The 23,221-nt window shown below is 55.3% G+C and carries 22 protein-coding genes; 12 read left to right on the top strand and 10 right to left on the bottom strand.

Going from position 1 to position 23,221, the window contains the following annotated elements:
* The first annotated feature begins 21 nt into the window (after positions 1 to 21).
* The 10 genes from atpG (at position 22) to phoU (ending at position 11,354) form a co-directional block, all read left to right on the top strand.
* The gene (atpG, locus tag USF70_RS20375; RefSeq protein ID WP_008500191.1) at positions 22 to 885 is read left to right on the top strand and encodes a F0F1 ATP synthase subunit gamma; all 864 of its coding nucleotides are present in this window, start codon (positions 22 to 24) and stop codon (positions 883 to 885) included.
* A gap of 31 nt (positions 886 to 916) precedes the next feature.
* Positions 917 to 2,299 carry a F0F1 ATP synthase subunit beta gene (gene atpD, locus USF70_RS20370; protein ID WP_006177559.1) on the top strand — a complete coding sequence of 461 codons (1,383 nt, stop codon included), beginning with the start codon at positions 917 to 919 and terminating at the stop codon, positions 2,297 to 2,299.
* A gap of 20 nt (positions 2,300 to 2,319) precedes the next feature.
* Positions 2,320 to 2,739, top strand: a complete 420-nt coding sequence (locus USF70_RS20365) for a F0F1 ATP synthase subunit epsilon (RefSeq protein ID WP_006177560.1) — start codon at positions 2,320 to 2,322, stop codon at positions 2,737 to 2,739.
* Positions 2,740 to 2,877: 138 nt separating this feature from the next.
* Positions 2,878 to 4,248 carry a bifunctional UDP-N-acetylglucosamine diphosphorylase/glucosamine-1-phosphate N-acetyltransferase GlmU gene (gene glmU / locus USF70_RS20360; protein ID WP_096150950.1) on the top strand — a complete coding sequence of 457 codons (1,371 nt, stop codon included), beginning with the start codon at positions 2,878 to 2,880 and terminating at the stop codon, positions 4,246 to 4,248.
* Between the two features lie 362 nt (positions 4,249 to 4,610).
* Entirely contained in the window at positions 4,611 to 6,440 is a 1,830-nt protein-coding gene (gene glmS / locus USF70_RS20355) for a glutamine--fructose-6-phosphate transaminase (isomerizing) (protein WP_023309792.1), read from the top strand.
* 322 nt (positions 6,441 to 6,762) lie between these two features.
* Entirely contained in the window at positions 6,763 to 7,803 is a 1,041-nt protein-coding gene (pstS, locus tag USF70_RS20350) for a phosphate ABC transporter substrate-binding protein PstS (protein WP_008500186.1), read from the top strand.
* A 128-nt stretch (positions 7,804 to 7,931) separates the two neighbouring features.
* Positions 7,932 to 8,891 (top strand): phosphate ABC transporter permease PstC, encoded by a 960-nt coding sequence (gene pstC / locus USF70_RS20345; RefSeq protein WP_023309793.1) that lies wholly within the window; start codon positions 7,932 to 7,934, stop codon positions 8,889 to 8,891.
* Positions 8,891 to 9,781, top strand: a complete 891-nt coding sequence (pstA, locus tag USF70_RS20340) for a phosphate ABC transporter permease PstA (protein ID WP_023309794.1) — start codon at positions 8,891 to 8,893, stop codon at positions 9,779 to 9,781. The genes pstC and pstA overlap by 1 nt, the downstream gene beginning before the upstream one ends.
* Before the next feature lie 47 nt (positions 9,782 to 9,828).
* The gene (gene pstB / locus USF70_RS20335) at positions 9,829 to 10,602 is read left to right on the top strand and encodes a phosphate ABC transporter ATP-binding protein PstB (RefSeq protein WP_010426574.1); all 774 of its coding nucleotides are present in this window, start codon (positions 9,829 to 9,831) and stop codon (positions 10,600 to 10,602) included.
* Between the two features lie 26 nt (positions 10,603 to 10,628).
* Positions 10,629 to 11,354: a phosphate signaling complex protein PhoU gene (gene phoU, locus USF70_RS20330; RefSeq protein ID WP_008500182.1), complete on the top strand. Its 726-nt coding sequence runs from the start codon at positions 10,629 to 10,631 to the stop codon at positions 11,352 to 11,354.
* Between the two features lie 93 nt (positions 11,355 to 11,447).
* Here the strand turns inward: phoU and yieH are convergent, their stop codons facing one another.
* Positions 11,448 to 12,113, bottom strand: coding sequence for a 6-phosphogluconate phosphatase (yieH, locus tag USF70_RS20325; RefSeq protein ID WP_045888256.1), 666 nt, complete (start codon positions 12,111 to 12,113; stop codon positions 11,448 to 11,450).
* A gap of 164 nt (positions 12,114 to 12,277) precedes the next feature.
* Here yieH and adeP point away from each other — a divergent pair, with 164 nt between their 5' ends.
* Complete coding sequence (gene adeP, locus USF70_RS20320) at positions 12,278 to 13,615, top strand: adenine permease AdeP (protein ID WP_023309797.1); 1,338 nt, start codon at positions 12,278 to 12,280, stop codon at positions 13,613 to 13,615.
* Between the two features lie 92 nt (positions 13,616 to 13,707).
* Here the strand turns inward: adeP and USF70_RS20315 are convergent, their stop codons facing one another.
* The 9 genes from USF70_RS20315 to rpmH all read right to left on the bottom strand — a co-directional run bounded on the left by USF70_RS20315 (position 13,708) and on the right by rpmH (position 21,227).
* Positions 13,708 to 14,274: an NADPH-dependent FMN reductase gene (locus USF70_RS20315; protein WP_023309798.1), complete on the bottom strand. Its 567-nt coding sequence runs from the start codon at positions 14,272 to 14,274 to the stop codon at positions 13,708 to 13,710.
* Between the two features lie 36 nt (positions 14,275 to 14,310).
* Entirely contained in the window at positions 14,311 to 15,057 is a 747-nt protein-coding gene (locus USF70_RS20310) for a phosphopantetheinyl transferase (protein WP_320735964.1), read from the bottom strand.
* A gap of 122 nt (positions 15,058 to 15,179) precedes the next feature.
* A complete protein-coding gene (gene yidZ / locus USF70_RS20305; protein WP_069303444.1) occupies positions 15,180 to 16,151 on the bottom strand; it encodes an HTH-type transcriptional regulator YidZ in 972 nt (323 codons plus the stop codon).
* The gene (locus tag USF70_RS20300; protein WP_320735963.1) at positions 16,120 to 17,295 is read right to left on the bottom strand and encodes an MFS transporter; all 1,176 of its coding nucleotides are present in this window, start codon (positions 17,293 to 17,295) and stop codon (positions 16,120 to 16,122) included. Before USF70_RS20300 ends, yidZ begins: the two co-directional genes overlap by 32 nt.
* Positions 17,296 to 17,406: 111 nt before the next feature.
* Positions 17,407 to 18,771 carry a tRNA uridine-5-carboxymethylaminomethyl(34) synthesis GTPase MnmE gene (gene mnmE, locus USF70_RS20295; protein ID WP_023333930.1) on the bottom strand — a complete coding sequence of 455 codons (1,365 nt, stop codon included), beginning with the start codon at positions 18,769 to 18,771 and terminating at the stop codon, positions 17,407 to 17,409.
* 72 nt (positions 18,772 to 18,843) lie between these two features.
* Positions 18,844 to 20,487, bottom strand: coding sequence for a membrane protein insertase YidC (yidC, locus tag USF70_RS20290; protein ID WP_033144356.1), 1,644 nt, complete (start codon positions 20,485 to 20,487; stop codon positions 18,844 to 18,846).
* A 2-nt stretch (positions 20,488 to 20,489) separates the two neighbouring features.
* On the bottom strand, positions 20,490 to 20,747 hold the full coding sequence (yidD, locus tag USF70_RS20285; protein ID WP_001307474.1) for a membrane protein insertion efficiency factor YidD: 258 nt from the start codon (positions 20,745 to 20,747) through the stop codon (positions 20,490 to 20,492).
* The gene (gene rnpA, locus USF70_RS20280) at positions 20,711 to 21,070 is read right to left on the bottom strand and encodes a ribonuclease P protein component (protein WP_032640303.1); all 360 of its coding nucleotides are present in this window, start codon (positions 21,068 to 21,070) and stop codon (positions 20,711 to 20,713) included. The genes yidD and rnpA overlap by 37 nt, the downstream gene beginning before the upstream one ends.
* 16 nt (positions 21,071 to 21,086) lie before the next feature.
* Positions 21,087 to 21,227, bottom strand: coding sequence for a 50S ribosomal protein L34 (rpmH, locus tag USF70_RS20275; RefSeq protein WP_000831330.1), 141 nt, complete (start codon positions 21,225 to 21,227; stop codon positions 21,087 to 21,089).
* A 596-nt stretch (positions 21,228 to 21,823) separates the two neighbouring features.
* On the opposite strand from rpmH, the gene dnaA reads away from it, so the two are divergent.
* The gene (gene dnaA, locus USF70_RS20270; protein WP_010426558.1) at positions 21,824 to 23,218 is read left to right on the top strand and encodes a chromosomal replication initiator protein DnaA; all 1,395 of its coding nucleotides are present in this window, start codon (positions 21,824 to 21,826) and stop codon (positions 23,216 to 23,218) included.
* Positions 23,219 to 23,221: the final 3 nt, after the last annotated feature.

Here is a 23,221-nt window from a genome sequence, read left to right as displayed (position 1 = left end):
CCTGGCATTGAGGAGAAGCTCATGGCCGGCGCAAAAGAGATACGTAGTAAGATCGCAAGCGTCCAGAACACGCAAAAGATCACTAAAGCGATGGAGATGGTCGCCGCTTCCAAAATGCGTAAATCGCAGGATCGCATGGCGGCCAGCCGTCCTTATGCAGAAACCATGCGCAAAGTGATTGGTCACCTTGCGAACGGTAATCTGGAATATAAGCACCCTTACCTGGAAGAACGCGACGTTAAGCGCGTGGGCTACCTGGTGGTGTCGACCGACCGTGGTCTGTGTGGCGGCTTGAACATTAACCTGTTCAAAAAACTGCTGGCGGATATGAAAGCATGGTCTGAAAAAGGCGTTCAGTGCGATATCGCAATGATCGGCTCTAAAGGCGTCTCTTTCTTTAACTCCGTTGGTGGCAATATTGTCGCTCAGGTGACAGGTATGGGTGATAACCCGTCCCTGTCCGAACTGATCGGCCCGGTTAAAGTGATGTTGCAGGCCTATGATGAAGGCCGTCTGGACAGACTGTACGTTGTCAGCAACAAATTCATTAACACCATGTCTCAGGTTCCAACGCTCACTCAGATGCTGCCATTACCGGCATCAGAAGATGACGAGCTGAAGCAAAAAGCCTGGGATTACCTGTATGAACCCGATCCGAAACCGCTGCTGGATACCCTGCTGCGTCGTTACGTTGAATCTCAGGTTTATCAGGGCGTTGTAGAAAACCTGGCCAGCGAGCAGGCCGCACGAATGGTGGCGATGAAAGCCGCGACCGATAATGGCGGCAGCCTGATTAAAGAGCTGCAGTTGGTTTACAACAAAGCTCGTCAGGCCAGCATTACTCAGGAACTCACCGAGATCGTCTCGGGGGCCGCCGCGGTTTAACCAGGTTTACGAATTACGTAGAGGATTCAAGATGGCTACTGGAAAGATTGTCCAGGTAATCGGCGCCGTGGTGGACGTCGAGTTCCCTCAGGACGCCGTACCACGCGTGTACGACGCGCTTGAGGTACAGAATGGTAACGAGAGCCTGGTGCTGGAAGTTCAGCAGCAGCTCGGCGGCGGTATCGTGCGTACCATCGCTATGGGTTCTTCCGACGGTCTGCGTCGTGGTCTGGAAGTAAAAGACCTTGAGCACCCGATCGAAGTCCCGGTAGGTAAAGCAACACTGGGTCGTATCATGAACGTATTGGGTCAGCCAATCGACATGAAAGGCGACATCGGTGAAGAAGAGCGTTGGGCTATCCACCGCGCAGCACCTTCCTACGAAGAGCTGTCAAGCTCTCAGGAACTGCTGGAAACCGGTATCAAAGTTATCGACCTGATGTGTCCGTTCGCGAAGGGCGGTAAAGTCGGTCTGTTCGGTGGTGCGGGTGTTGGTAAAACCGTAAACATGATGGAGCTGATCCGTAACATCGCGATCGAGCACTCCGGTTACTCCGTGTTTGCGGGCGTAGGTGAACGTACTCGTGAGGGTAACGACTTCTACCACGAAATGACCGACTCCAACGTTCTGGACAAAGTATCCCTGGTTTACGGCCAGATGAACGAGCCACCTGGAAACCGTCTGCGCGTTGCGCTGACCGGTCTGACGATGGCTGAGAAGTTCCGTGATGAAGGCCGTGACGTTCTGCTGTTCGTTGATAACATCTATCGTTACACCCTGGCCGGTACGGAAGTATCTGCACTGCTGGGTCGTATGCCTTCAGCGGTAGGTTATCAGCCTACGCTGGCGGAAGAGATGGGTGTTCTTCAGGAACGTATCACCTCTACCAAAACCGGTTCTATCACCTCCGTTCAGGCGGTATACGTACCTGCGGATGACTTGACTGACCCATCTCCAGCAACCACCTTTGCGCACTTAGATGCAACCGTGGTACTGAGCCGTCAGATCGCGTCTCTGGGTATCTACCCGGCCGTTGACCCGCTGGACTCCACCAGCCGTCAGCTGGATCCACTGGTTGTTGGTCAGGAACACTACGACACCGCGCGTGGCGTACAGTCCCTGCTGCAGCGTTACCAGGAACTGAAAGACATCATCGCCATCCTGGGTATGGATGAACTGTCTGAAGAAGACAAACTGGTGGTAGCACGTGCGCGTAAGATCCAGCGCTTCCTGTCCCAGCCGTTCTTCGTTGCGGAAGTATTCACCGGTTCTCCGGGTAAATACGTTTCCCTGAAAGACACCATCCGTGGCTTTAAAGGCATCATGGAAGGCGAATACGATCACCTGCCGGAGCAGGCGTTCTACATGGTTGGTTCCATCGACGAAGCCGTGGAAAAAGCCAAAAAACTTTAACGCCTTAATCGGAGGGTGATATGGCAATGACTTACCACCTGGACGTCGTCAGCGCAGAGCAACAAATGTTCTCTGGTCTGGTCGAGAAAATCCAGGTAACGGGTAGTGAAGGTGAACTGGGTATTTTCCCGGGTCACGCACCGCTGCTCACCGCCATTAAGCCTGGTATGATCCGCATCGTTAAACAGTTCGGTCACGAAGAGTTTATCTATCTCTCCGGCGGCATTCTTGAAGTGCAGCCTGGCAGTGTGACCGTTCTGGCCGATACCGCTATCCGTGGACAGGATCTCGACGAAGCGCGAGCCCTGGAATCGAAGCGTAAGGCTGAAGAGCACATTAGCAGCTCTCATGGTGACGTGGATTACGCTCAGGCGTCTGCGGAGCTGGCCAAAGCGATCGCGAAACTGCGCGTTATCGAGTTGACCAAAAAAGCGATGTAACACCGGCTTGAAAAGCACAAAAGCCAGTCTGGATACCAGGCTGGCTTTTTTTTTCGGCCTTAATTCATGATGAAAAAGATGTAGAATTTTAAGCATCAAACGTTTTTACTTCACACTCAAACTACCGTCAGGATGCGTATGTCAAACAGTGCGATGAGCGTGGTGATCCTTGCCGCTGGCAAAGGGACCCGCATGTATTCCGATCTGCCTAAGGTGCTCCACACGCTTGCAGGAAAGCCAATGGTGCAGCATGTCATTGATGCAGCGAACGAACTGGGTGCCGGTCAGGTCCACCTGGTCTACGGCCACGGCGGCGATCTGCTTAAAAAGACGCTGAGCGATGACAAGCTCAACTGGGTGCTTCAGGCCGAACAGCTGGGCACAGGCCATGCGATGCAGCAGGCTGCGCCTTTCTTTGCGGATGACGAAGACATTTTGATGCTCTACGGCGATGTCCCGCTGATCTCCGTTGAAACCCTGACTCGCCTGCGTGAAGCCAAACCGCAGGGCGGTATCGGTTTGTTGACCGTCGTGCTGGACGATCCAAGCGGTTATGGCCGCATCACCCGTGAAAACGGCAACGTCACGGGTATTGTTGAGCATAAAGATGCCAGCGACGAACAGCGCCAGATTCAGGAGATCAACACCGGTATTCTGATTGCCAATGGCGCGGACATGAAGCGCTGGCTGTCTCAGCTCAACAACAACAACGCGCAGGGTGAATTCTACATCACCGACATCATTGCGATGGCGTACCAGGAAGGACGTGAGATTGCGGCGGTTCATCCGGCGCGCATCAGTGAAACCGAAGGGGTGAATAACCGTCTTCAGCTTTCCCGCCTGGAGCGCGTTTATCAGTCCGAGCAGGCCGAAAAACTGCTGCTGGCGGGCGTGATGCTGCGCGATCCGGCGCGTTTCGATCTGCGTGGTTCGTTATCTCACGGTCGTGACGTTGAAATTGATACGAACGTTATCCTCGAAGGTCACGTCACGCTGGGCAATCGCGTCAAAATTGGCGCCGGCTGCGTAATTAAAAACAGCGTCATCGGCGACGACTGCGAAATCAGCCCGTACAGCGTGGTGGAAGATGCCCGTCTGGATGCGGCCTGTACCATCGGCCCGTTTGCGCGTCTGCGCCCGGGCGCTGAGCTGCTGGAAGGCGCTCACGTGGGTAACTTCGTGGAAATGAAAAAAGCGCGTCTGGGTAAAGGCTCGAAAGCCGGTCATCTGACCTATCTGGGCGACGCGGAAATTGGCAATAACGTGAATATTGGTGCAGGGACTATTACCTGTAACTATGACGGCGCGAATAAGTATAAAACCATCATCGGTGACGACGTGTTCGTTGGCTCCGATACGCAGCTTGTGGCGCCTGTTACCGTGGGTAACGGGGTGACTATCGCCGCCGGAACAACCGTTACGCGCGATGTGGCCGAGAACGAGCTGGTGTTAAGCCGCGTGCCGCAGGTCAGCAAGCAGGGCTGGAAACGCCCGGTGAAGAAAAAGTAACGGATTTACCCCTCACCCTAACCCTCTCCCCATAGGGGAGAGGGGATCGTTCGGTGCGGTGTTTTTCTCCCTCGCCCCTTTGGGGAGAGGGCCGGGGTGAGGGGATAATATAATCCTCCCCCCACAAGCAGTACCCATAAAAATAACCCCACTCTCTACAAGGCTCGGGGTGCCCGGAAAGGGCGTTACCCAAAGGATTTCGCGTTGTGGCAAGGCGGCAAGCGTATGAGTCCATGGGAGCTTATTTAAGTAAGTGACCGTGGCGAGTACGAGAAGCCAACGCAGCCGCAGCGTGAAAGACGCAGGGAAAATACAGGTCAGCGACAACGCAGGCATAATGCCTAAATTCGGAATCTAAAATTATGTGTGGAATTGTTGGCGCAGTTGCGCAGCGTGATATTGCTGAAATCCTTCTCGAAGGTTTACGTCGTCTGGAATACCGTGGTTACGACTCTGCCGGTCTGGCTGTCGTCGATGCAGAAGGTCATATGACCCGTCTGCGTCGTCTCGGTAAAGTGCAGATGCTGGCCCAGGCCGCGGAAGAACATCCGCTGCACGGTGGTACCGGTATTGCGCACACCCGCTGGGCGACGCACGGCGAACCGTCTGAAGGTAACGCGCACCCGCATGTGTCTGAACACATCGTGGTCGTGCACAACGGCATTATCGAAAACCACGAACCGCTGCGCGAAGAACTGAAAGCGCGCGGCTACACCTTCGTCTCTGAAACTGACACCGAAGTGATTGCTCACCTGGTGCACTGGGAGCTGGAGCAGGGCGGTACACTGCGTGATGCGGTGCTGCGTGCTATCCCTCAGCTGCGCGGTGCGTACGGTACGGTGATCATGGATTCCCGCGATCCGTCCACATTGCTGGCAGCGCGTTCCGGTAGCCCGATGGTTATCGGTCTGGGCATGGGAGAAAACTTCATCGCTTCTGACCAGCTGGCGCTCCTGCCGGTTACCCGTCGCTTTATCTTCCTCGAAGAGGGTGATATCGCGGAAGTGACCCGTCGCAGCGTGACTGTCTTTGATACCAAAGGCGAGCAGGTGAAACGTCAGGAGATTGAATCAAATCTGCAGTACGACGCGGGCGACAAAGGCGCTTACCGTCACTACATGCAGAAAGAGATTTACGAGCAGCCAAACGCCATCAAAAATACGCTGACCGGGCGCATCAGCCACGGTGAAGTGGATCTGAGCGAGCTGGGCGCAAACGCGAACGAACTGCTCGGCAAGGTCGAGCATATTCAGATCGTGGCCTGCGGCACCTCCTACAACTCCGGTATGGTTTCTCGCTACTGGTTTGAATCCCTGGCGGGCGTGCCGTGCGATGTGGAAATCGCGTCTGAATTCCGCTATCGCAAATCCGCGGTGCGTCGTAACAGCCTGATGATCACCCTTTCCCAGTCCGGCGAAACGGCGGATACGCTGGCAGCTCTGCGTCTGTCTAAAGAGCTGGGTTACCTGGGCTCTCTGGCTATCTGTAACGTTCCTGGCTCATCGCTGGTGCGTGAGTCCGATCTGGCGCTGATGACCAAAGCGGGCACAGAAATCGGTGTGGCCTCCACCAAAGCGTTTACCACTCAGCTGACCGTTCTGCTGATGCTGGTGGCGAAGCTTGCGCGTCTGAAAGGTGAAGATGCGTCCGTTGAGCACGACATCGTTCACGGCCTGCAGGCGCTGCCGAGCCGTATTGAGCAGATGCTGTCTCAGGACAAACGCATTGAAGCGCTGGCGGAAGATTTCTCTGACAAACATCACGCCCTGTTCCTGGGTCGTGGCGATCAGTATCCGATTGCGCTGGAAGGCGCGCTGAAGCTGAAAGAGATCTCCTACATTCACGCTGAAGCCTATGCGGCTGGCGAGCTGAAGCACGGCCCGCTGGCGCTGATTGACGCGGATATGCCGGTCATCGTTGTGGCACCAAACAACGAACTGCTGGAAAAACTGAAGTCTAATATCGAAGAAGTGCGCGCCCGCGGCGGTGTTCTGTACGTCTTCGCCGACAAAGATGCCGGTTTTGTCAGCAACGACAACATGCATATCATCGAGATGCCGCATGTGGAAGAGGTGATTGCACCAATCTTCTACACCGTTCCGCTGCAGCTTCTGGCCTATCACGTTGCGCTGATCAAAGGCACCGACGTTGACCAGCCGCGTAACCTGGCGAAATCGGTTACCGTAGAATAATCCCTTCAGGCTCCACCTTCGGGTGGAGCTTTTTTTATCCTGCCCGGCTTGTTTTTAATCAATCCTTTCTCGTTTTTAATAATGACAATTTGTCATCTTCAGCTACTTTTTTCAGTGTCACATAAAGAAAATATTTCAGAAAACGTCTTGTCATAAAAGCGGCTAACGCGATGAAAAATATGCTTTCTTTTGCTGATTTTTAAGTGAAATTTACGCTGTCATAAAACTGTCATAATTCGTACATTTATCTGTCACCTGTTTGTCCTATTTTGCTCATCGTAGCCACTAAACAACGATTTACGAAAATCTTGCAGGAGACATTATGAAAGTTATGCGTACCACTGTCGCAACTGTTGTCGCCGCGACCTTATCTCTGAGCGCGTTCTCTGTATTTGCAGAAGCAAGCCTGACTGGCGCTGGTGCAACCTTCCCTGCGCCGGTGTATGCCAAATGGGCGGATACCTACCAGAAAGAAACCGGTAACAAGGTTAACTATCAGGGTATCGGCTCCTCCGGTGGCGTTAAACAAATTACCGCGAACACTGTTGATTTCGGCGCATCAGACGCTCCGCTGTCTGATGACAAGCTGGCTCAGGAAGGCCTGTTCCAGTTCCCTACCGTGATCGGCGGTGTGGTTCTGGCCATCAACCTGCCGGGCGTGAAGTCGGGTGAGCTGGTGCTGGACGGCAAAACGCTGGGTGACATCTACCTGGGCAAAATCAAAAAATGGGATGACGAAGCGATCGCTAAACTCAACCCAGGCCTGAAGCTGCCTTCTCAGAACATCGCCGTGGTTCGCCGCGCGGATGGTTCCGGTACCTCTTTCGTGTTCACCAGCTACCTGGCAAAAGTGAACGAAGAGTGGAAATCTAAAGTCGGCTCCGGCTCTACCGTTAACTGGCCAACCGGTCTGGGCGGTAAGGGTAACGACGGTATCGCCGCGTTCGTACAGCGTCTGCCTGGCTCAATTGGTTACGTAGAGTATGCGTACGCTAAGCAGAACAACCTGTCCTACACCAAACTGGTTTCAGCCGACGGCAAACCGGTTAGCCCAACCGAAGAGAACTTTGCTAACGCGGCGAAAGGCGCTGACTGGAGCAAATCCTTCGCGCAGGATCTGACTAACCAGAAAGGCGAAGGTGCATGGCCAATCACCTCTACCACCTTCATCCTGGTTCACAAAGAGCAGAAGAAACCTGAGCAGGGCGCCGAAGTGCTGAAGTTCTTCGACTGGGCGTACAAAAACGGCGGCAAACAGGCTAACGCCCTGGATTACGCCACCCTGCCGGACAACGTGGTTGAGCAGATTCGCGCTGCATGGAAAACCAACGTGAAAGACAGCAGCGGTAAAGCGCTGTACTAACAGGATATATTTAACGAAGATGGCGGGTGGCGCTGCGCTTACCCGCCCTACGGTTTAAGCTGTAGGCCCGGTAAGCGTCAGCGCCACCGGGCATATTCGTAAAAACGTCTCAAACAGAAGAGTAATTTATGGCTGCAACCAAGCCTGCATTTAACCCTCCGGGTAAAAAAGGTGACATGATTTTCAGCGCGCTGGTGAAACTGGCTGCGCTGATTGTGCTATTGCTGCTGGGCGGCATTATCGTGTCTCTGATTTTCTCCTCATGGCCGAGCATCCAGAAATTCGGTTTTTCCTTCCTGTGGACCAAAGAGTGGGACGCGCCGAACGATATCTACGGTGCCCTGGTACCGATTTACGGCACGCTGGTGACCTCGTTCATCGCCCTGCTGATTGCGGTTCCGGTGAGCTTTGGTATTGCCCTGTTCCTGACGGAGCTGGCACCGGGCTGGCTGCGACGCCCGCTGGGTATTGCCATCGAACTGCTGGCGGCTATTCCAAGTATCGTTTACGGCATGTGGGGCCTGTTCATCTTTGCTCCGCTGTTCGCAACGTATTTCCAGGAACCGGTCGGTAACGTGCTTTCCGCCATTCCGTTTGTGGGGGCCCTGTTCTCTGGCCCGGCTTTCGGTATCGGCATTCTGGCGGCAGGTGTGATCCTCGCCATCATGATTATTCCGTACATTGCGGCGGTTATGCGCGATGTCTTCGAACAAACGCCGGTGATGATGAAAGAGTCGGCCTACGGCATCGGCTGCACCACCTGGGAAGTTATCTGGCGCATTGTCCTTCCGTTCACCAAAAATGGGGTGATCGGGGGCGTGATGCTGGGCCTGGGTCGTGCGCTGGGTGAAACCATGGCGGTCACCTTTATCATCGGTAACACCTACCAGCTCGACAGCGCGTCGCTCTACATGCCGGGTAACAGTATTACCTCGGCGCTGGCGAATGAATTTGCGGAAGCGGAATCGGGGCTGCACGTGGCGGCGCTGATGGAGCTGGGTCTGATTCTGTTTGTTATCACCTTTATTGTTCTGGCGATTTCCAAGCTGATGATTATGCGCCTCGCTAAAAATGAGGGGGCACGCTAATGGCAACTCTCGAAATGCAAGCTACCGCTGAACTGGCGGAATCCCGCCGCAAAATGCAGGCCAGACGCCGCATGAAAAACCGTATTGCCCTGTCGCTCTCTATGGCGACAATGGCGTTCGGCCTGTTCTGGCTGGTCTGGATCCTCTTCTCGACTGTCGTTCGCGGGATTGACGGGATGTCACTGTCGCTTTTCACCGAAATGACGCCACCGCCGAACACGGCGGGTGGTGGCCTGGCGAATGCCCTGGCGGGCAGCGGCTTGCTGATCCTCTGGGCGACGGTCTTCGGCACGCCGCTGGGCATCATGGCGGGTATCTACCTGGCTGAATACGGTCGTAAATCCTGGCTGGCCGAAGTCATTCGCTTCATCAACGACATTCTGCTGTCTGCACCTTCTATCGTCGTGGGTCTGTTTGTTTACACCGTGGTGGTGGCGCAGATGGAACACTTCTCGGGCTGGGCGGGTGTGATTGCCCTGGCGCTGCTGCAGGTGCCGATTGTTATTCGTACCACCGAGAACATGCTGAAACTGGTGCCGGACAGCCTGCGCGAAGCGGCTTATGCGCTGGGTACGCCGAAATGGAAGATGATCTCTGCAATTACGCTGAAGGCGTCTGTTTCCGGGATCATGACCGGTATCCTGCTGGCGGTTGCGCGTATCGCGGGTGAAACGGCGCCGCTGCTGTTTACGTCTCTCTCCAACCAGTTCTGGAGCACGGACATGATGCAGCCGATCGCCAACCTGCCGGTGACGATCTTTAAATTTGCGATGAGCCCATTCGCGGAATGGCAGCAGCTGGCCTGGGCCGGAGTGCTGATCATTACCCTTTGCGTACTGTTGCTGAACATTCTGGCGCGCGTCATTTTCGCGAAGAAGAAACACGGTTAATTTTTTACGGCGCGGCAGCTCGCGGCGCCGAATGAGGAAATGAGTCAATGAGTATGGTTGATACTGCCCCGGGTAAGATTCAGGTTCGTGATTTGAACTTCTACTACGGCAAATTCCATGCCCTGAAGAACATCAACCTGGATATCGCGAAGAACCAGGTCACGGCATTTATTGGTCCGTCCGGCTGTGGGAAATCCACGCTGCTGCGCACCTTTAACAAAATGTATTCGCTCTATCCGGAGCAGCGCGCTGAGGGTGAAATCATCCTGGACGGTGAAAACATTCTGACCCAGGCGCAGGATATCGCCCTGCTGCGCGCCAAAGTGGGGATGGTGTTCCAGAAACCAACGCCTTTCCCGATGTCCATTTACGACAACATCGCGTTTGGCGTGCGTCTGTTTGAAAAACTCTCCCGTGCCGATATGGACGAGCGCGTGCAGTGGGCTTTGACCAAGGCCGCATTATGGAACGAAACCAAAGATAAGTTACACCAGAGCGGTTACTCTCTCTCCGGTGGTCAGCAGCAGCGTCTGTGCATTGCGCGCGGTATTGCTATTCGCCCGGAAGTGTTGCTGCTGGATGAGCCGTGTTCAGCGCTGGACCCGATCTCAACCGGCCGTATTGAAGAGCTGATCACCGAGCTGAAGCAGGATTACACCGTGGTTATCGTGACCCATAACATGCAGCAGGCTGCACGTTGTTCCGATCACACGGCGTTTATGTACCTGGGCGAGTTGATTGAGTTCAGCGATACGGACGCGCTGTTCACCAGGCCCGCGAAGAAACAAACCGAAGATTATATTACTGGCCGCTACGGTTGATTTGCCTTAGTGCATGTGGAGAAACCATGGACAACCTCAATCTTAATAAACACATTTCCGGCCAGTTCAACGCAGAGCTGGAAAGCATTCGCACCCAGGTAATGACCATGGGCGGCATGGTCGAGCAGCAGCTTTCTGATGCGATTACGGCAATGCACAACCAGGACAGCGAGCTGGCGAAGCGCGTCATTGAAGGCGACAAAAACGTCAACATGATGGAAGTCGCTATCGACGAGGCCTGCGTGCGCATTATCGCGAAACGTCAGCCGACGGCGAGCGACCTGCGTCTGGTGATGGCGATCATCAAAACCATCGCCGAGCTGGAGCGTATTGGTGACGTTGCGGATAAAATCTGCCGCACCGCGCTGGAGAAGTTCTCTCAACAGCACCAGCCGCTGCTGGTGAGCCTGGAGTCGCTGGGCCGCCACACCGTGCAGATGCTGCACGATGTGCTGGATGCCTTTGCGCGTATGGACCTGGACGAAGCGGTGCGTATCTACCGTGAAGACAAGAAGGTCGACCAGGAGTATGAAGGCATCGTGCGTCAGCTGATGACCTACATGATGGAAGATTCACGTACGATCCCAAGCGTACTGACCGCCCTGTTCTGCGCGCGCTCTATTGAGCGTATCGGCGACCGCTGCCAGAACATTTGCGAATACATCTTCTACTTCGTGAAAGGTCAGGACTTCCGTCACGTGGGCGGCGACGAGCTGGACAAGCTGCTGGCGGGTAAAGATCCGAAAGAGTGATTTTACCCTCACCCTAACCCTCTCCCACAGGGAGAGGGGACAATTCGGTTTTCTCCCTCTCCCCAGGGGAGAGGGTCGGGGTGAGGGGAAAACTCAGCGAGTAATATCCCACCCGCGCGCCTTCCACAGCGCTGGCAGCTGCGCCAGATCGGTAAAGGTCGTGACATTGGGATGATCGATCGGCTTGTTGTGCGGGTCGGCGCAGAAGTAAAACACCTCCATCCCCGCATCAATCCCCGACTGCGCGCCCGCAGACGAGTCATCCACCAGAATACAGTTCTCTACGTTGACGTTCATCGCTTTTGCCGCATGGAACATCAGCGCCGGGTCTGGCTTCCAGCGCTGGATATCGTAGCCGCTGAACAGTTTTTCCGGGAAATGGTGCAACATCTCAAGCTTGCCCAGCGAGTGCTGCATTTTGCTGACCGGGCCGTTAGAGACGACGCAGACCGGCACCGTCATCGCATCCAGCAACGCGTTAGCCCCGGAGATAACCTCCAGCTCGGAGTCGAACAGGCGTGCGACCTCGGCGCGGTACACCGGTTCCAGATCGGCTTTCGCCAGATCCACACCGTGTTCTTCGTTAATGATGTCGATGATCTCGTAGAGCTTTACGCCCTTAAAGCGTTTAAACACCTCTTCGAGTTCCAGCGTAATGCCAAATTCCTGGAACATGGTGACATACGCGCGGGAACAAATGACCTCACTGTCGACCAGCGTACCGTCGCAGTCGAAAAATACCGCTTCAATTCCGGACATGCCTTTCCCTTTTAACAAGTTTAACGTTTACGTACGGCAGTTCGCCGGCACGCAATCGTTGCCGTATAAGCAAAATCAATGAAAAAAGTATCACGTAACCGCCACTATTGTCGCATTTTGGTATAGGATAGCGACGAATTTTCCCTCCTTGTTCGGAATTGATGATGAGTCAACAACACACTACCCAGACATCTGGTCAGGGTCTGCTTGAGCGCGTTTTTAAACTGCGCGAGCACGGCACAACGGCACGCACCGAAGTGATCGCTGGTTTCACCACCTTCCTGACGATGGTCTATATCGTTTTTGTGAACCCTCAAATTCTGGGCGTCGCTGGCATGGATACCAGCGCCGTCTTCGTGACAACCTGTCTGATCGCGGCTCTTGGCAGCATCCTGATGGGTGTGTTCGCTAACCTGCCTGTTGCGCTGGCACCGGCAATGGGCCTGAATGCGTTCTTCGCGTTCGTGGTGGTTCAGGCTATGGGTCTGCCGTGGCAGGTTGGCATGGGCGCCATCTTCTGGGGCGCGGTTGGCCTGCTGCTGCTGACCATTTTCCGCGTGCGTTACTGGATGATTGCGAACATTCCTGTGAGCCTGCGCGTGGGCATCACCAGCGGTATCGGTCTGTTCATCGGTATGATGGGGCTGAAAAACGCCGGCGTTATCGTGGCGAACCCGGATACGCTGGTGAGCATCGGTCACCTGACCTCTCATAACGTGCTGCTGGGCGTGCTGGGCTTCTTTATCATCGCGATCCTGGCTTCCCGTAATATTCACGCGGCGGTGCTGGTGTCCATCGTTGTCACCACCCTGCTGGGCTGGATGCTGGGCGACGTTCACTATAACGGTATCGTCTCCGCGCCACCGAGCGTCTCTACCGTGATTGGTCACGTCGATCTGGCGGGTTCCCTGAACCTGGGCCTGGCTGGCGTGATTTTCTCCTTCATGCTGGTCAACCTGTTTGACTCCTCCGGCACGCTGATTGGCGTGACCGACAAAGCGGGTCTGGCGGATGAGAAAGGCAAATTCCCGCGCATGAAGCAAGCGCTGTTTGTGGACAGCGTCTCCTCTGTGACCGGTGCTTTTATCGGAACCTCGTCCGTTACCGCGTACATTGAATCGTCTTCCGGCGTGTCCGTGGGCGGCCGTACCGGCCTGACGGCGGTGGTTGTGGGTATTCTGTTCCTGCTGGTGATCTTCCTCTCTCCGCTGGCGGGTATGGTTCCTCCGTATGCGGCAGCCGGCGCGCTGATCTATGTGGGTGTGCTGATGACCTCCAGCCTGTCACGCGTGAAGTGGGATGATTTAACCGAAGCGGTGCCGGCGTTTATTACCGCCGTGATGATGCCGTTCAGCTTCTCGATTACCGAAGGTATCGCGCTGGGCTTTATCTCTTACTGCGTAATGAAGATCGGTACCGGCCGCTTCCGCGACCTCAGCCCGTGCGTCATCGTTGTGGCGCTGCTGTTTGTGCTGAAGATTGTGTTTATTGACGCCAAATAAACAGCAAGCCCTTTTCTTCGAAAAGGGCTTTAATGTTTGTTCCCTCTCCCCGTGGGAGAGGGCCAGGGTGAGGGCATCAGGCTGCAATAAGCTTACGCCTTCACCCGCTTAATATAATCCCCAAACGCCGTCAGCTGGCCAGACAGATGATCGCGCGTGCTCTGATCCACCACTTCACCCGTTTGTGGGTCGACCTTGTTCTGAATCACACCACCCATAAATTCCGGCTTGTTCATGACCATCGCATCCAGGAACACCAGGATCTGGCGCAGATGATACTGGCAGCGCGCGCCGCCAATCGCGCCCATTGAGCTGGTCTGGATCAGCACCGGCTTGCCTGCCAGCGGCTGCTCAGGTAAGCGGGACAGCCAGTCGATGGCATTCTTCAGACCACCCGGAACCGAATAGTTGTACTCTGGCGTCACGATGACCACGCCGTCGGCCTGGCGGATCTGCTCTGCCAGCGCCTCAACGCTTTGCGGGAAACCCTCTTCCTGCTGTACGTCAGCGTCATAGAGCGGAATATCGCCAATAGACGGCAGGGCGCTAATTTCCATTCCTGCCGGTGCCAGCTGTGGCAGCGTGCGGGCAACCATCCCGTTAAATGAACCTTTGCGCAGGCTTCCCAGTAACGTAACTACTTTCAACGTATCAGACATGATTACTCCTGTTTCATCATGATGACCCTGATTGGATCAGCTAAGGGTGAATGCTTTTTCTGCCGGTAAACTGGTTAAACGCATCAGGCGTGCGGCGGGCTCGTTGGCACGCTCGGGCACATCAGGAAGGCTACGCCATCCCTGTTGGCTGTCAAATTCCCAGATTTTCATGCGTTCGATGGCGGGGGTAACCGCAATGGACCAAATGAGCACATCCTCTGCGTCACTGAGCGCCTCTACCAGCGTGGCCTGGGCGGCACGCAGACGTCCGGAGCCTGGCAGCAGCTGCAGCAGGCTGGCGTCGTCTGAGGCGCATCCACAGAGCTTGCGGATGCTCTGGCGCAGGGTAATGAGCTGGGCTCGGGCTTCGACAGGATCGTTCTGGTTGCGTACCCACAGCCTCTCATTGCTGGAGAGCGGATAGTCTTCATGCGCATTACCGCCATGGAAGCTGCGCGTCGCGCGCTGAAGTTCCATATCCAGCCCACAATCCCCTTCGGTGGCCAGCGCGACGCCAATGATATTGCCCGCGTAGGCAATCGAAAAACGAGGGAGATCCGGGTCGGCAAAGACCGGGCGACCTTCGGGTTGGGTAATGATGTCCGGCAGCTCGCTGGTGCCGTACAGCATAAACAGCAGTTCTGCGAGAAGCGCCCGGGAAGCTAAAAACCGCGTTCTGCGGTGTTCCGGGAGAGTGAGTGCTTCACTGTGACAGGCTGAAGAAATTCTTGCCGATACGAGACGTCCTTCCGTAAGTATCCCTCTTGCAAAGTGCGTAGCCATTTTTCGCTCCTTGATAATGGTCGTAATCGGTTAAACGGTTACATGATTATCGCTTAACTTGACTCCTGTTTTAATCAGTAAATGGGAGTAAGAGAAGCCTCAGGACCGAACTTTACATTTTCTTAGGCAAAAATTGGATCGCTGGCACCGTACAGCGCCTTGATGGTTTCCCGCAGCCAGAGGATTTTCGGATTATGGCTGTTTCGTTTATGCCAGATCAGCGTGAAGGGAACGGTAAGCTTTTCAGCCTGCGCTTCGTCAATGGGAATGGGCAGCGCGATCAGCTTCCGCTGGTGGAGTTGATTGTAGTGATGGCAGTAGTGCGGAGCCGTGGCGATATAGTTATGGCCGGGCTGCGCCGCCATAAACATCGACTGCTCAAAACCCGGCACGCTCATGGCAATGTTTCTCTCCCGACCCATCTCCTTTAGCACTTCGTCCAGTGCCCAGGTTTCGCTGCGTTCCCAGAAGATGCTGATGTGCGGGTAGCGCAGGAAGGTCTCGAGGTTCCATTCGTCCTGTAGCGCGGGGTGATCCTCACGCAGATACACGCACGGACGGTCGCTGAACAGGATCTCATAGTCGATGAACCACGGCATTAGCTTCAGCAATTCACGCGAGCGCGGGTGCGTTTCGCGTCCGGTGAATCCCAGATCCACCTCTCCACGCGTAATGGCGTCCAGCGAGTCGTAATCCCAGTGACGCATCTTCACCGTAGCCTGCGGATAGCGCTGGTTCACCTGCTCCAGCAGGGCGTTAAAGCGGATCAGCATCAACGGCGTTTCGGCGGCCAGCACGAACGTTAGCCCGCCCGGGGAATCATGGTGGAATTTATCGAGGATCTGGTTGCCGATTTGCATCCAGTCAGCCAAATCCTGCTCGAGGCTTACCGTCAGCGGGGTCGGCAGCAGCCCCAACGGCGTTTTGACAAACAGCGGGTCGTCAAACCAGTCACGCAGCTTGGCCAGCGATTTACTCACCGCAGACGGCGTCACGTTCATCCGCTTCGCCGCTTTGGTGACGCTGCGCTCCTGCAGCAAAAGCTGCAGGCAAAGCAGGAGATTAAGATCGAGACTGCTGATGGGCTTCTTCATAATGCGCCGCGGGCTGGATGACCATAAGTAAGGTGATGCACAGTATGCTACAGCCAATCAGAACCCCGATCAGCATATTCAGCGCGTTAAGCCCAATGACCGCCGCCAGCCAAATCCACAGCGACGAGCCGCAGACCTGAGCAATCCCCAGCACCGAGCTTGCCACGCCTGCCCGCAGCGAGAAGGGGCCAAGCGCCTGACTCATCGCCACGCCAAAGCCAACCGAGAACCCGGCGCAAATGAGGGTAATGCCGGCCAGCATCACCGCATGCGAGCTGGTGGTTGCCAGGATCGCGCCAGCCGTGAGGAATAAAACCTGTGAGGTCAGCATCAACGTGCGCTGGCTGAAAACATTTAGCGCAAAGGGAGTCGAGAACGAGACTGCCATACTGACCATGGCGGTTAATGCCATCACCGTTGAATACTCACCCCGATCGAAGCCCATGGTTTCCATCAGTAAAACCGGGGAAACGTTTACATAGGTCAGGATCACCGCCACGCTTAACGTGGTCACGGCCAGACGACTGAGAAAAAAGCGGTTAAGCAGCTTCTCGGCTGGGTGAATGGCTGCGGTATGACTGGTATTCTGCGAGCCCGGGTGGGTCTCTTTCAGCACGGCGATGGACAGGACAAACACCAGCGCGCCCATCGCCGCCATGGTCCAGAACAGGCTCTGCCACGGGAATTTCAGCATGATCAGATATCCCACGACCGGGGCCAGCACCGGGATGATGCAGGTAATACCGTTCAGCATCGAAAGCACTTTGGCGCGACGCTGGGCGCTTAAGGTGTCGCGCAAAATGGCAAACGCGACGACGTAGCAGCCACCGGCTCCAATGCCCTGAATAAACCGTCCGGCCAGGAACAAGGTGCTGTTTTGCGCCTGTGAGCAGAGAAGAGAGGCCAGGGCAAAAATGATGGCGCCGGTTATCGCGACGGGCTGACGGCCTGCCTTATCCGCGATCTTCCCGGCGAAGACCATCGACGACGCCATCCCCGCAAGATAGGCCGAAAACGCGATGTGCAGCTGCGCTTCGCTGGCGCCCAGATCGCTGGCGATGTGCGGCAATCCCACCAGATACATATCAATGCCGGACGGATAAAGCAGAACTAATGCGAAACTACAAAACAGAAAACGCGCCATAAACCCCCCATAGATGCAAGCATGCAGGATAGGGGGTGAAAAGAGATTAGGCGAGTTGCCATTTGGACAATGGTGATTTCCCAGGAGGAAATCACCATCAATGAGCGGGCCTTACTTACCGATACAGAAGCTCGAGAAAATTCGTCCCAGCAGATCGTCCGACGTAAACTCCCCGGTGATCTCACTCAGATTCTGCTGCGCCAGACGCAGCTCTTCCGCCAGCAGTTCGCCCGCCCACGCGCCGATCAGCTGCGCTTTACCCTGAACAAGGTGGTTTGCCGCCTCTTCCAGCGCCTGCAGGTGACGACGACGCGCGAGGAAGCCGCCTTCCATGCTGGTATCAAAGCCCATGCTCTGCTTGAGATGGTTGCGCAGGTCGTCAACGCCTTCACCGGTACGCGCCGACAGGCGAATCAGTGAGTGACCGTTCACATCGCTGATGCCCAGCGTTTCGCCGGTGACGTCCGCTTTGTTACGCACCACGGTGATGGGCAGTTTCGCCGGCAGACGGGCGATAAAGTCTGGCCAGATCTCTGCCGGGTCAACGGCGTCGGTCGTGGTGCCGTCCACCATAAACAGCACGCGGTCAGCCTGTTCGATCTCCTGCCAGGCGCGTTCGATACCGATGCGCTCAACTTCATCGCTGGCATCGCGCAGGCCGGCGGTATCAATGATATGCAGCGGCATCCCGTCGATGTGGATATGCTCGCGGAGCACGTCGCGGGTGGTGCCGGCAATGTCGGTGACGATCGCCGCTTCACGGCCCGCCAGGGCGTTCAGCAGGCTCGATTTCCCGGCGTTAGGACGTCCGGCAATAACGACCTTCATCCCTTCACGCAGCAGACTGCCCTGACGCGCTTCGGCGCGAACGGCGTCGAGATCGTTCATTACCTGATTGAGCTGCGCTTCGATTTTACCGTCAGAGAGGAAGTCGATCTCCTCATCCGGGAAGTCGATAGCCGCTTCCACGTAGATCCGCAGGTGAGTAAGTGCTTCCACAAGGTGATTTACGCGGGCGGAGAATGCCCCCTGCAGCGAGTTCAGGGCGGAGCGGGCCGCCTGTTCAGAACTGGCGTCGATCAGGTCTGCAATCGCTTCTGCCTGCGCCAGGTCGAGCTTGTCGTTGAGGAAGGCACGCTCGGAGAACTCGCCCGGCTTCGCAATGCGCAGGCCAGGCAGGGTCAGGATACGTTTTAACAGCAGGTCGAGGATAACCGGGCCGCCGTGGCCCTGCAGCTCCAGCACGTCTTCGCCGGTAAAGGAGTTCGGGCCAGGGAACCACAGCGCAATGCCCTGGTCCAGCGGCGTGCCGTCGGTATCTTTGAACGGCAGGTAATCAGCGTAGCGCGGCTTTGGCAGTTTACCCAGCACCGCTTCGGCCACCTCGCGCGCCTTCAGGCCGGAGATACGCAGAATGCCTACACCACCGCGTCCCGGTGGGGTTGCCTGGGCGACGATAGTGTCGTTATGGCTCATGGTTGGTCTCGTTCAATACAAATAAAAAAGGCGGTCAATCGACCGCCCTTATTTTAGCGTTAACTTACCGAATCAGGACTTTTTCTTTTCGCGGCTATGCAGGCCACGTTTTTCCAGACCACGGTAAATCAGCTGCTGCTGGATGATGGTCACCAGGTTGCTGACGATATAGTACAGCACCAGACCTGACGGGAACCACAGGAAGAACACGGTGAAGATGACCGGCATAAAGGTCATGATCTTCTGCTGCATCGGGTCGGTCACGGTGGTCGGCGACATCTTCTGGATGAAGAACATCGTCACGCCCATCAGGATCGGCAGGATGTAGTACGGGTCCTGTGCGGACAGGTCATGGATCCACAGTGCGAACGGCGCGTGGCGCAGCTCAACGGAACCCATCAGCATGTAGTACAGCGCAAGGAAGATTGGCATCTGAATCAGCAGCGGGAAGCAACCACCCAGTGGGTTTACTTTCTCTGCTTTATACAGGGCCATCATTTCCTGGCTCTGACGCTGTTTGTCATCGCCCAGACGCTCACGCATCGCCGCAATCTTCGGCTGCAGCATACGCATCTTCGCCATGGAGGTGTACTGCGCTTTAGTCAGCGGGTACATGATGCCACGAACGATGAAGGTGATAACGATGATGGAGAAGCCCCAGTTACCCAGGAAGCTGTGGATGAACTTCAGCAGCTTAAACAGCGGCTGAGAGATGAACCACAACCAGCCGTAATCAACGGTCAGATCCAGGTGCGGCGCAACAGCGGCCATTTTGTCCTGAATTTCCGGGCCGACCCACAGGGTGCTTGCCATCTTACCGGTTTGACCCGGCTGAACCAGAACCGGCTGAGATTTGTAGCCGATGGCAGCAAGACCGTTACCCAGGTTCGCGGTATAGAAGTTATTCGTACCGTCGTTGTTTGGGATCCAGGCCGTTGCGAAATACTGTTGCAGCATCGCCACCCAACCGCCTTTGGAACTAACGTTCAGGTTTTCGTTATCCGCAATGGTGTCGAATTTGTATTTCTCATACTTCGCGTCTGGCGTGGAGTACGCCGCGCCACGGAAGGTATGCAGCGCAAAGTTGCTGCTTCCGGTGTCACGGTGAGACGGCAGATTGATGGACTGCTTCAGCTGGCCAAAGGTCGACAGCTCCAGCGGTTTCGCACTGGCGTTCTGTACGCTGTAGCCCACGTTCACCGCATATTCACCGCGTTTCAGGGTGAAGGTTTTGGTGAAGGTGTTGCCTGCGGCGTCGGTGTACGTCATCGGGATCGCGAGTTCGTTCTGACCATCAGCCAGTACAAAGGTGTCGCTCTCGACGTTATACAGTGGACGCGCACCGTTAGCCGGGTTATCCGGGCCATCACGACCGGTCAGGCCGCTCTGCGCCTGGTAGATAAACTCAGGCGTGGTTTCCAGTAACTGGAACGGTTCGTTAGACTTCAGCTCTTTCGGGTAGGTCAACAGCAGCGCCTGCTCAACATCACCACCACGGGTGTTGATTGTCAGCTCAAGCACATCGGTCTTAACCGTAATCTGTTTCCCCTGGCCACTGGCCGGTACGCCCTGGTCGGCGGCGCTACCCGCTGCGGTGGTCGTAGTCTGCGTGGTCTGCTGCTGGGGTTGAGGATTTTTATCCTGCTCCCATGCCTGCCAGATCATGAAAGACACGAACAACAAAGCGATGATAAGAAGATTGCGTTGCGAATCCATCGTTAGTGTTCTCTGGTATCAAAGGGTCCTGGGGGGACGGGGTCGTCTCCACCGGGGTGTAAAGGGTGGCATTTTAATACGCGTTTCACCGTCAACCAACTGCCTTTTATCACTCCAAACCTGCGCAATGCCTCAATTCCGTAGCTTGAGCATGTTGGTGTGAAACGGCAGTGCGGCCCGAGTAGCGGACTAATCAGGCGTTGATAGACCCGAATGAGGGCTATCAGGACCCGTGAGCCAGGCGACAGTGGCGGCGCCATAATTTTTCCAACGCTTCCGAGAGAGCACGGTTATCGAGGTCGGCAACCCCTTTCTTCGCCACCACCACGAAATCCATTGAAGGCAGTTCGTGCTGACGTAAACGGAAGCTTTCACGCGTCAGACGTTTAATCCGATTGCGTTCATGCGCACGCTTAACATTTTTCTTGGCGACTGTGAGACCGATGCGGGGATGCCCCAGCGAATTTTGGCGGCCGAGGATGGTGATTTGCGGCGTGCCAGCCCGTAGTGGCTGCTGGAAGACGAAAGTGAAATGAGCGGGAGTTAACAAACGTAACTCCCTGGGAAATGCTAGCTTAACCACTCAGGGGTTAGCTTTATTACTTGGAAACGGTCAGACGAGCGCGGCCTTTAGCACGACGACGTGCCAGAACCTGACGACCATTTTTAGTAGCCATACGAGCACGGAAGCCGTGAGAACGGTTGCGCTTCAGTACAGACGGTTGAAAAGTGCGTTTCATGGCGATTTCTACCTAAACTTGAATAAATTCACTGACTTTTGCGTATACCCGAACGAGTTTCGAACGACTAACGCCTCAGCGTGGGTGATTAAAGAGGCCGGATTGTAATAATTGTACACTCCGGAGTCAATTCTCTTTCCTTATTTCCCGCGTATTTCCGCACGTTTTCGCGTGGAAAATGAGCAACGGACGACGCAGGAAGATGAGCATCACGCGCCGGGTCGAGGATTATACGGCCTCGCCAACAAAGCGCAAGGATCGTCCCGGATCTTCGTTAGATCATTTAAGCAATAAATTGTCTGTGCTCATTAATTTTTCCAATATGCGGACTAAATCGTGGGGCACTGGCGCCAGGATCGTTTACACTTATCCGGTTCCGGATCTTCCTGTGGATAAATCGGGAAGAATCTGTGAGAAACAGAAGATCTCTGGCTCAGTTTAGGCTATGATCCGCGGTCCCGATCGGGATCCAGCGATCCTGGCCGGGTATAACCGCAGATAGCGGTTCGCACATCACCCTCATTGGGTCATGTCGATGTGCGCCAACAATCATGAATATTCAATAGTTTTCTTTTATTGTTCGAGTGGAGTCCGCCGTGTCACTTTCGCTTTGGCAGCAGTGTCTTGCCCGATTGCAGGATGAGTTACCAGCCACAGAATTCAGTATGTGGATCCGCCCGTTGCAGGCGGAACTGAGCGATAACACGCTGGCTTTGTATGCGCCAAACCGTTTTGTGCTCGATTGGGTAAGGGACAAGTACCTTAATAACATCAATGGACTGCTGAACGATTTCTGCGGGTCAGATGCCCCGCAGCTGCGCTTTGAAGTGGGCACAAAGCCGGTCACCCAAACCGTCCGTGAAACCGTGAACGTAGCAGCGCCTGCTCAGGCCGCGCCTGCTCCGGCCCCTCGCGTCGCACCCGCTCGTCAGGGCTGGGATAATGTCCCTGCACCGGCTGAGCCAACCTACCGCTCTAACGTTAACGTGAAACACACGTTCGATAACTTCGTTGAAGGTAAGTCGAACCAGCTGGCGCGCGCGGCGGCTCGTCAGGTTGCTGATAACCCCGGTGGGGCCTACAACCCGCTGTTCCTTTATGGCGGCACGGGTCTGGGTAAAACGCACCTGCTGCATGCGGTGGGTAACGGCATTATGGCGCGCAAGCCCAATGCCAAAGTGGTGTATATGCACTCCGAACGCTTCGTTCAGGACATGGTAAAAGCCCTGCAAAACAATGCGATCGAAGAGTTTAAACGCTACTATCGTTCTGTTGACGCGCTGCTCATCGATGACATCCAGTTCTTTGCCAATAAAGAACGATCGCAGGAAGAGTTTTTCCACACCTTTAATGCCCTGCTGGAAGGCAATCAGCAGATCATTTTGACCTCGGATCGTTATCCAAAAGAGATCAACGGTGTTGAAGATCGTCTGAAATCCCGCTTCGGCTGGGGCCTGACCGTGGCGATCGAGCCACCGGAGCTGGAAACCCGCGTCGCGATCCTGATGAAGAAAGCCGATGAAAACGACATTCGCCTGCCGGGCGAAGTGGCGTTCTTCATTGCCAAGCGTCTGCGCTCCAACGTGCGTGAGCTGGAAGGAGCGCTGAACCGCGTTATCGCCAATGCCAACTTCACCGGTCGTGCGATCACCATCGATTTTGTGCGTGAAGCGCTGCGCGATTTGCTGGCATTGCAGGAAAAACTGGTCACTATCGACAATATTCAAAAGACGGTGGCTGAGTACTACAAGATCAAAGTGGCAGATTTACTGTCTAAACGTCGTTCCCGCTCGGTGGCGCGTCCGCGTCAGATGGCGATGGCGCTGGCAAAGGAGTTAACCAACCACAGTCTGCCGGAAATCGGAGATGCGTTTGGTGGCCGTGACCATACGACCGTGCTGCACGCTTGTCGTAAGATTGAGCAGTTACGCGAAGAAAGCCACGACATAAAAGAAGATTTTTCCAATTTAATCAGAACATTATCATCGTGACGC

Origin of the sequence: Enterobacter sp. 237C8 (genome assembly GCF_034106865.1) — a bacterium.
GTDB lineage: Bacteria > Pseudomonadota > Gammaproteobacteria > Enterobacterales > Enterobacteriaceae > Enterobacter > Enterobacter asburiae_B.
The sequence above is the reverse complement of the archived record's forward strand: the minus strand, read 5'-3'. Positions and strand labels throughout refer to the sequence as shown.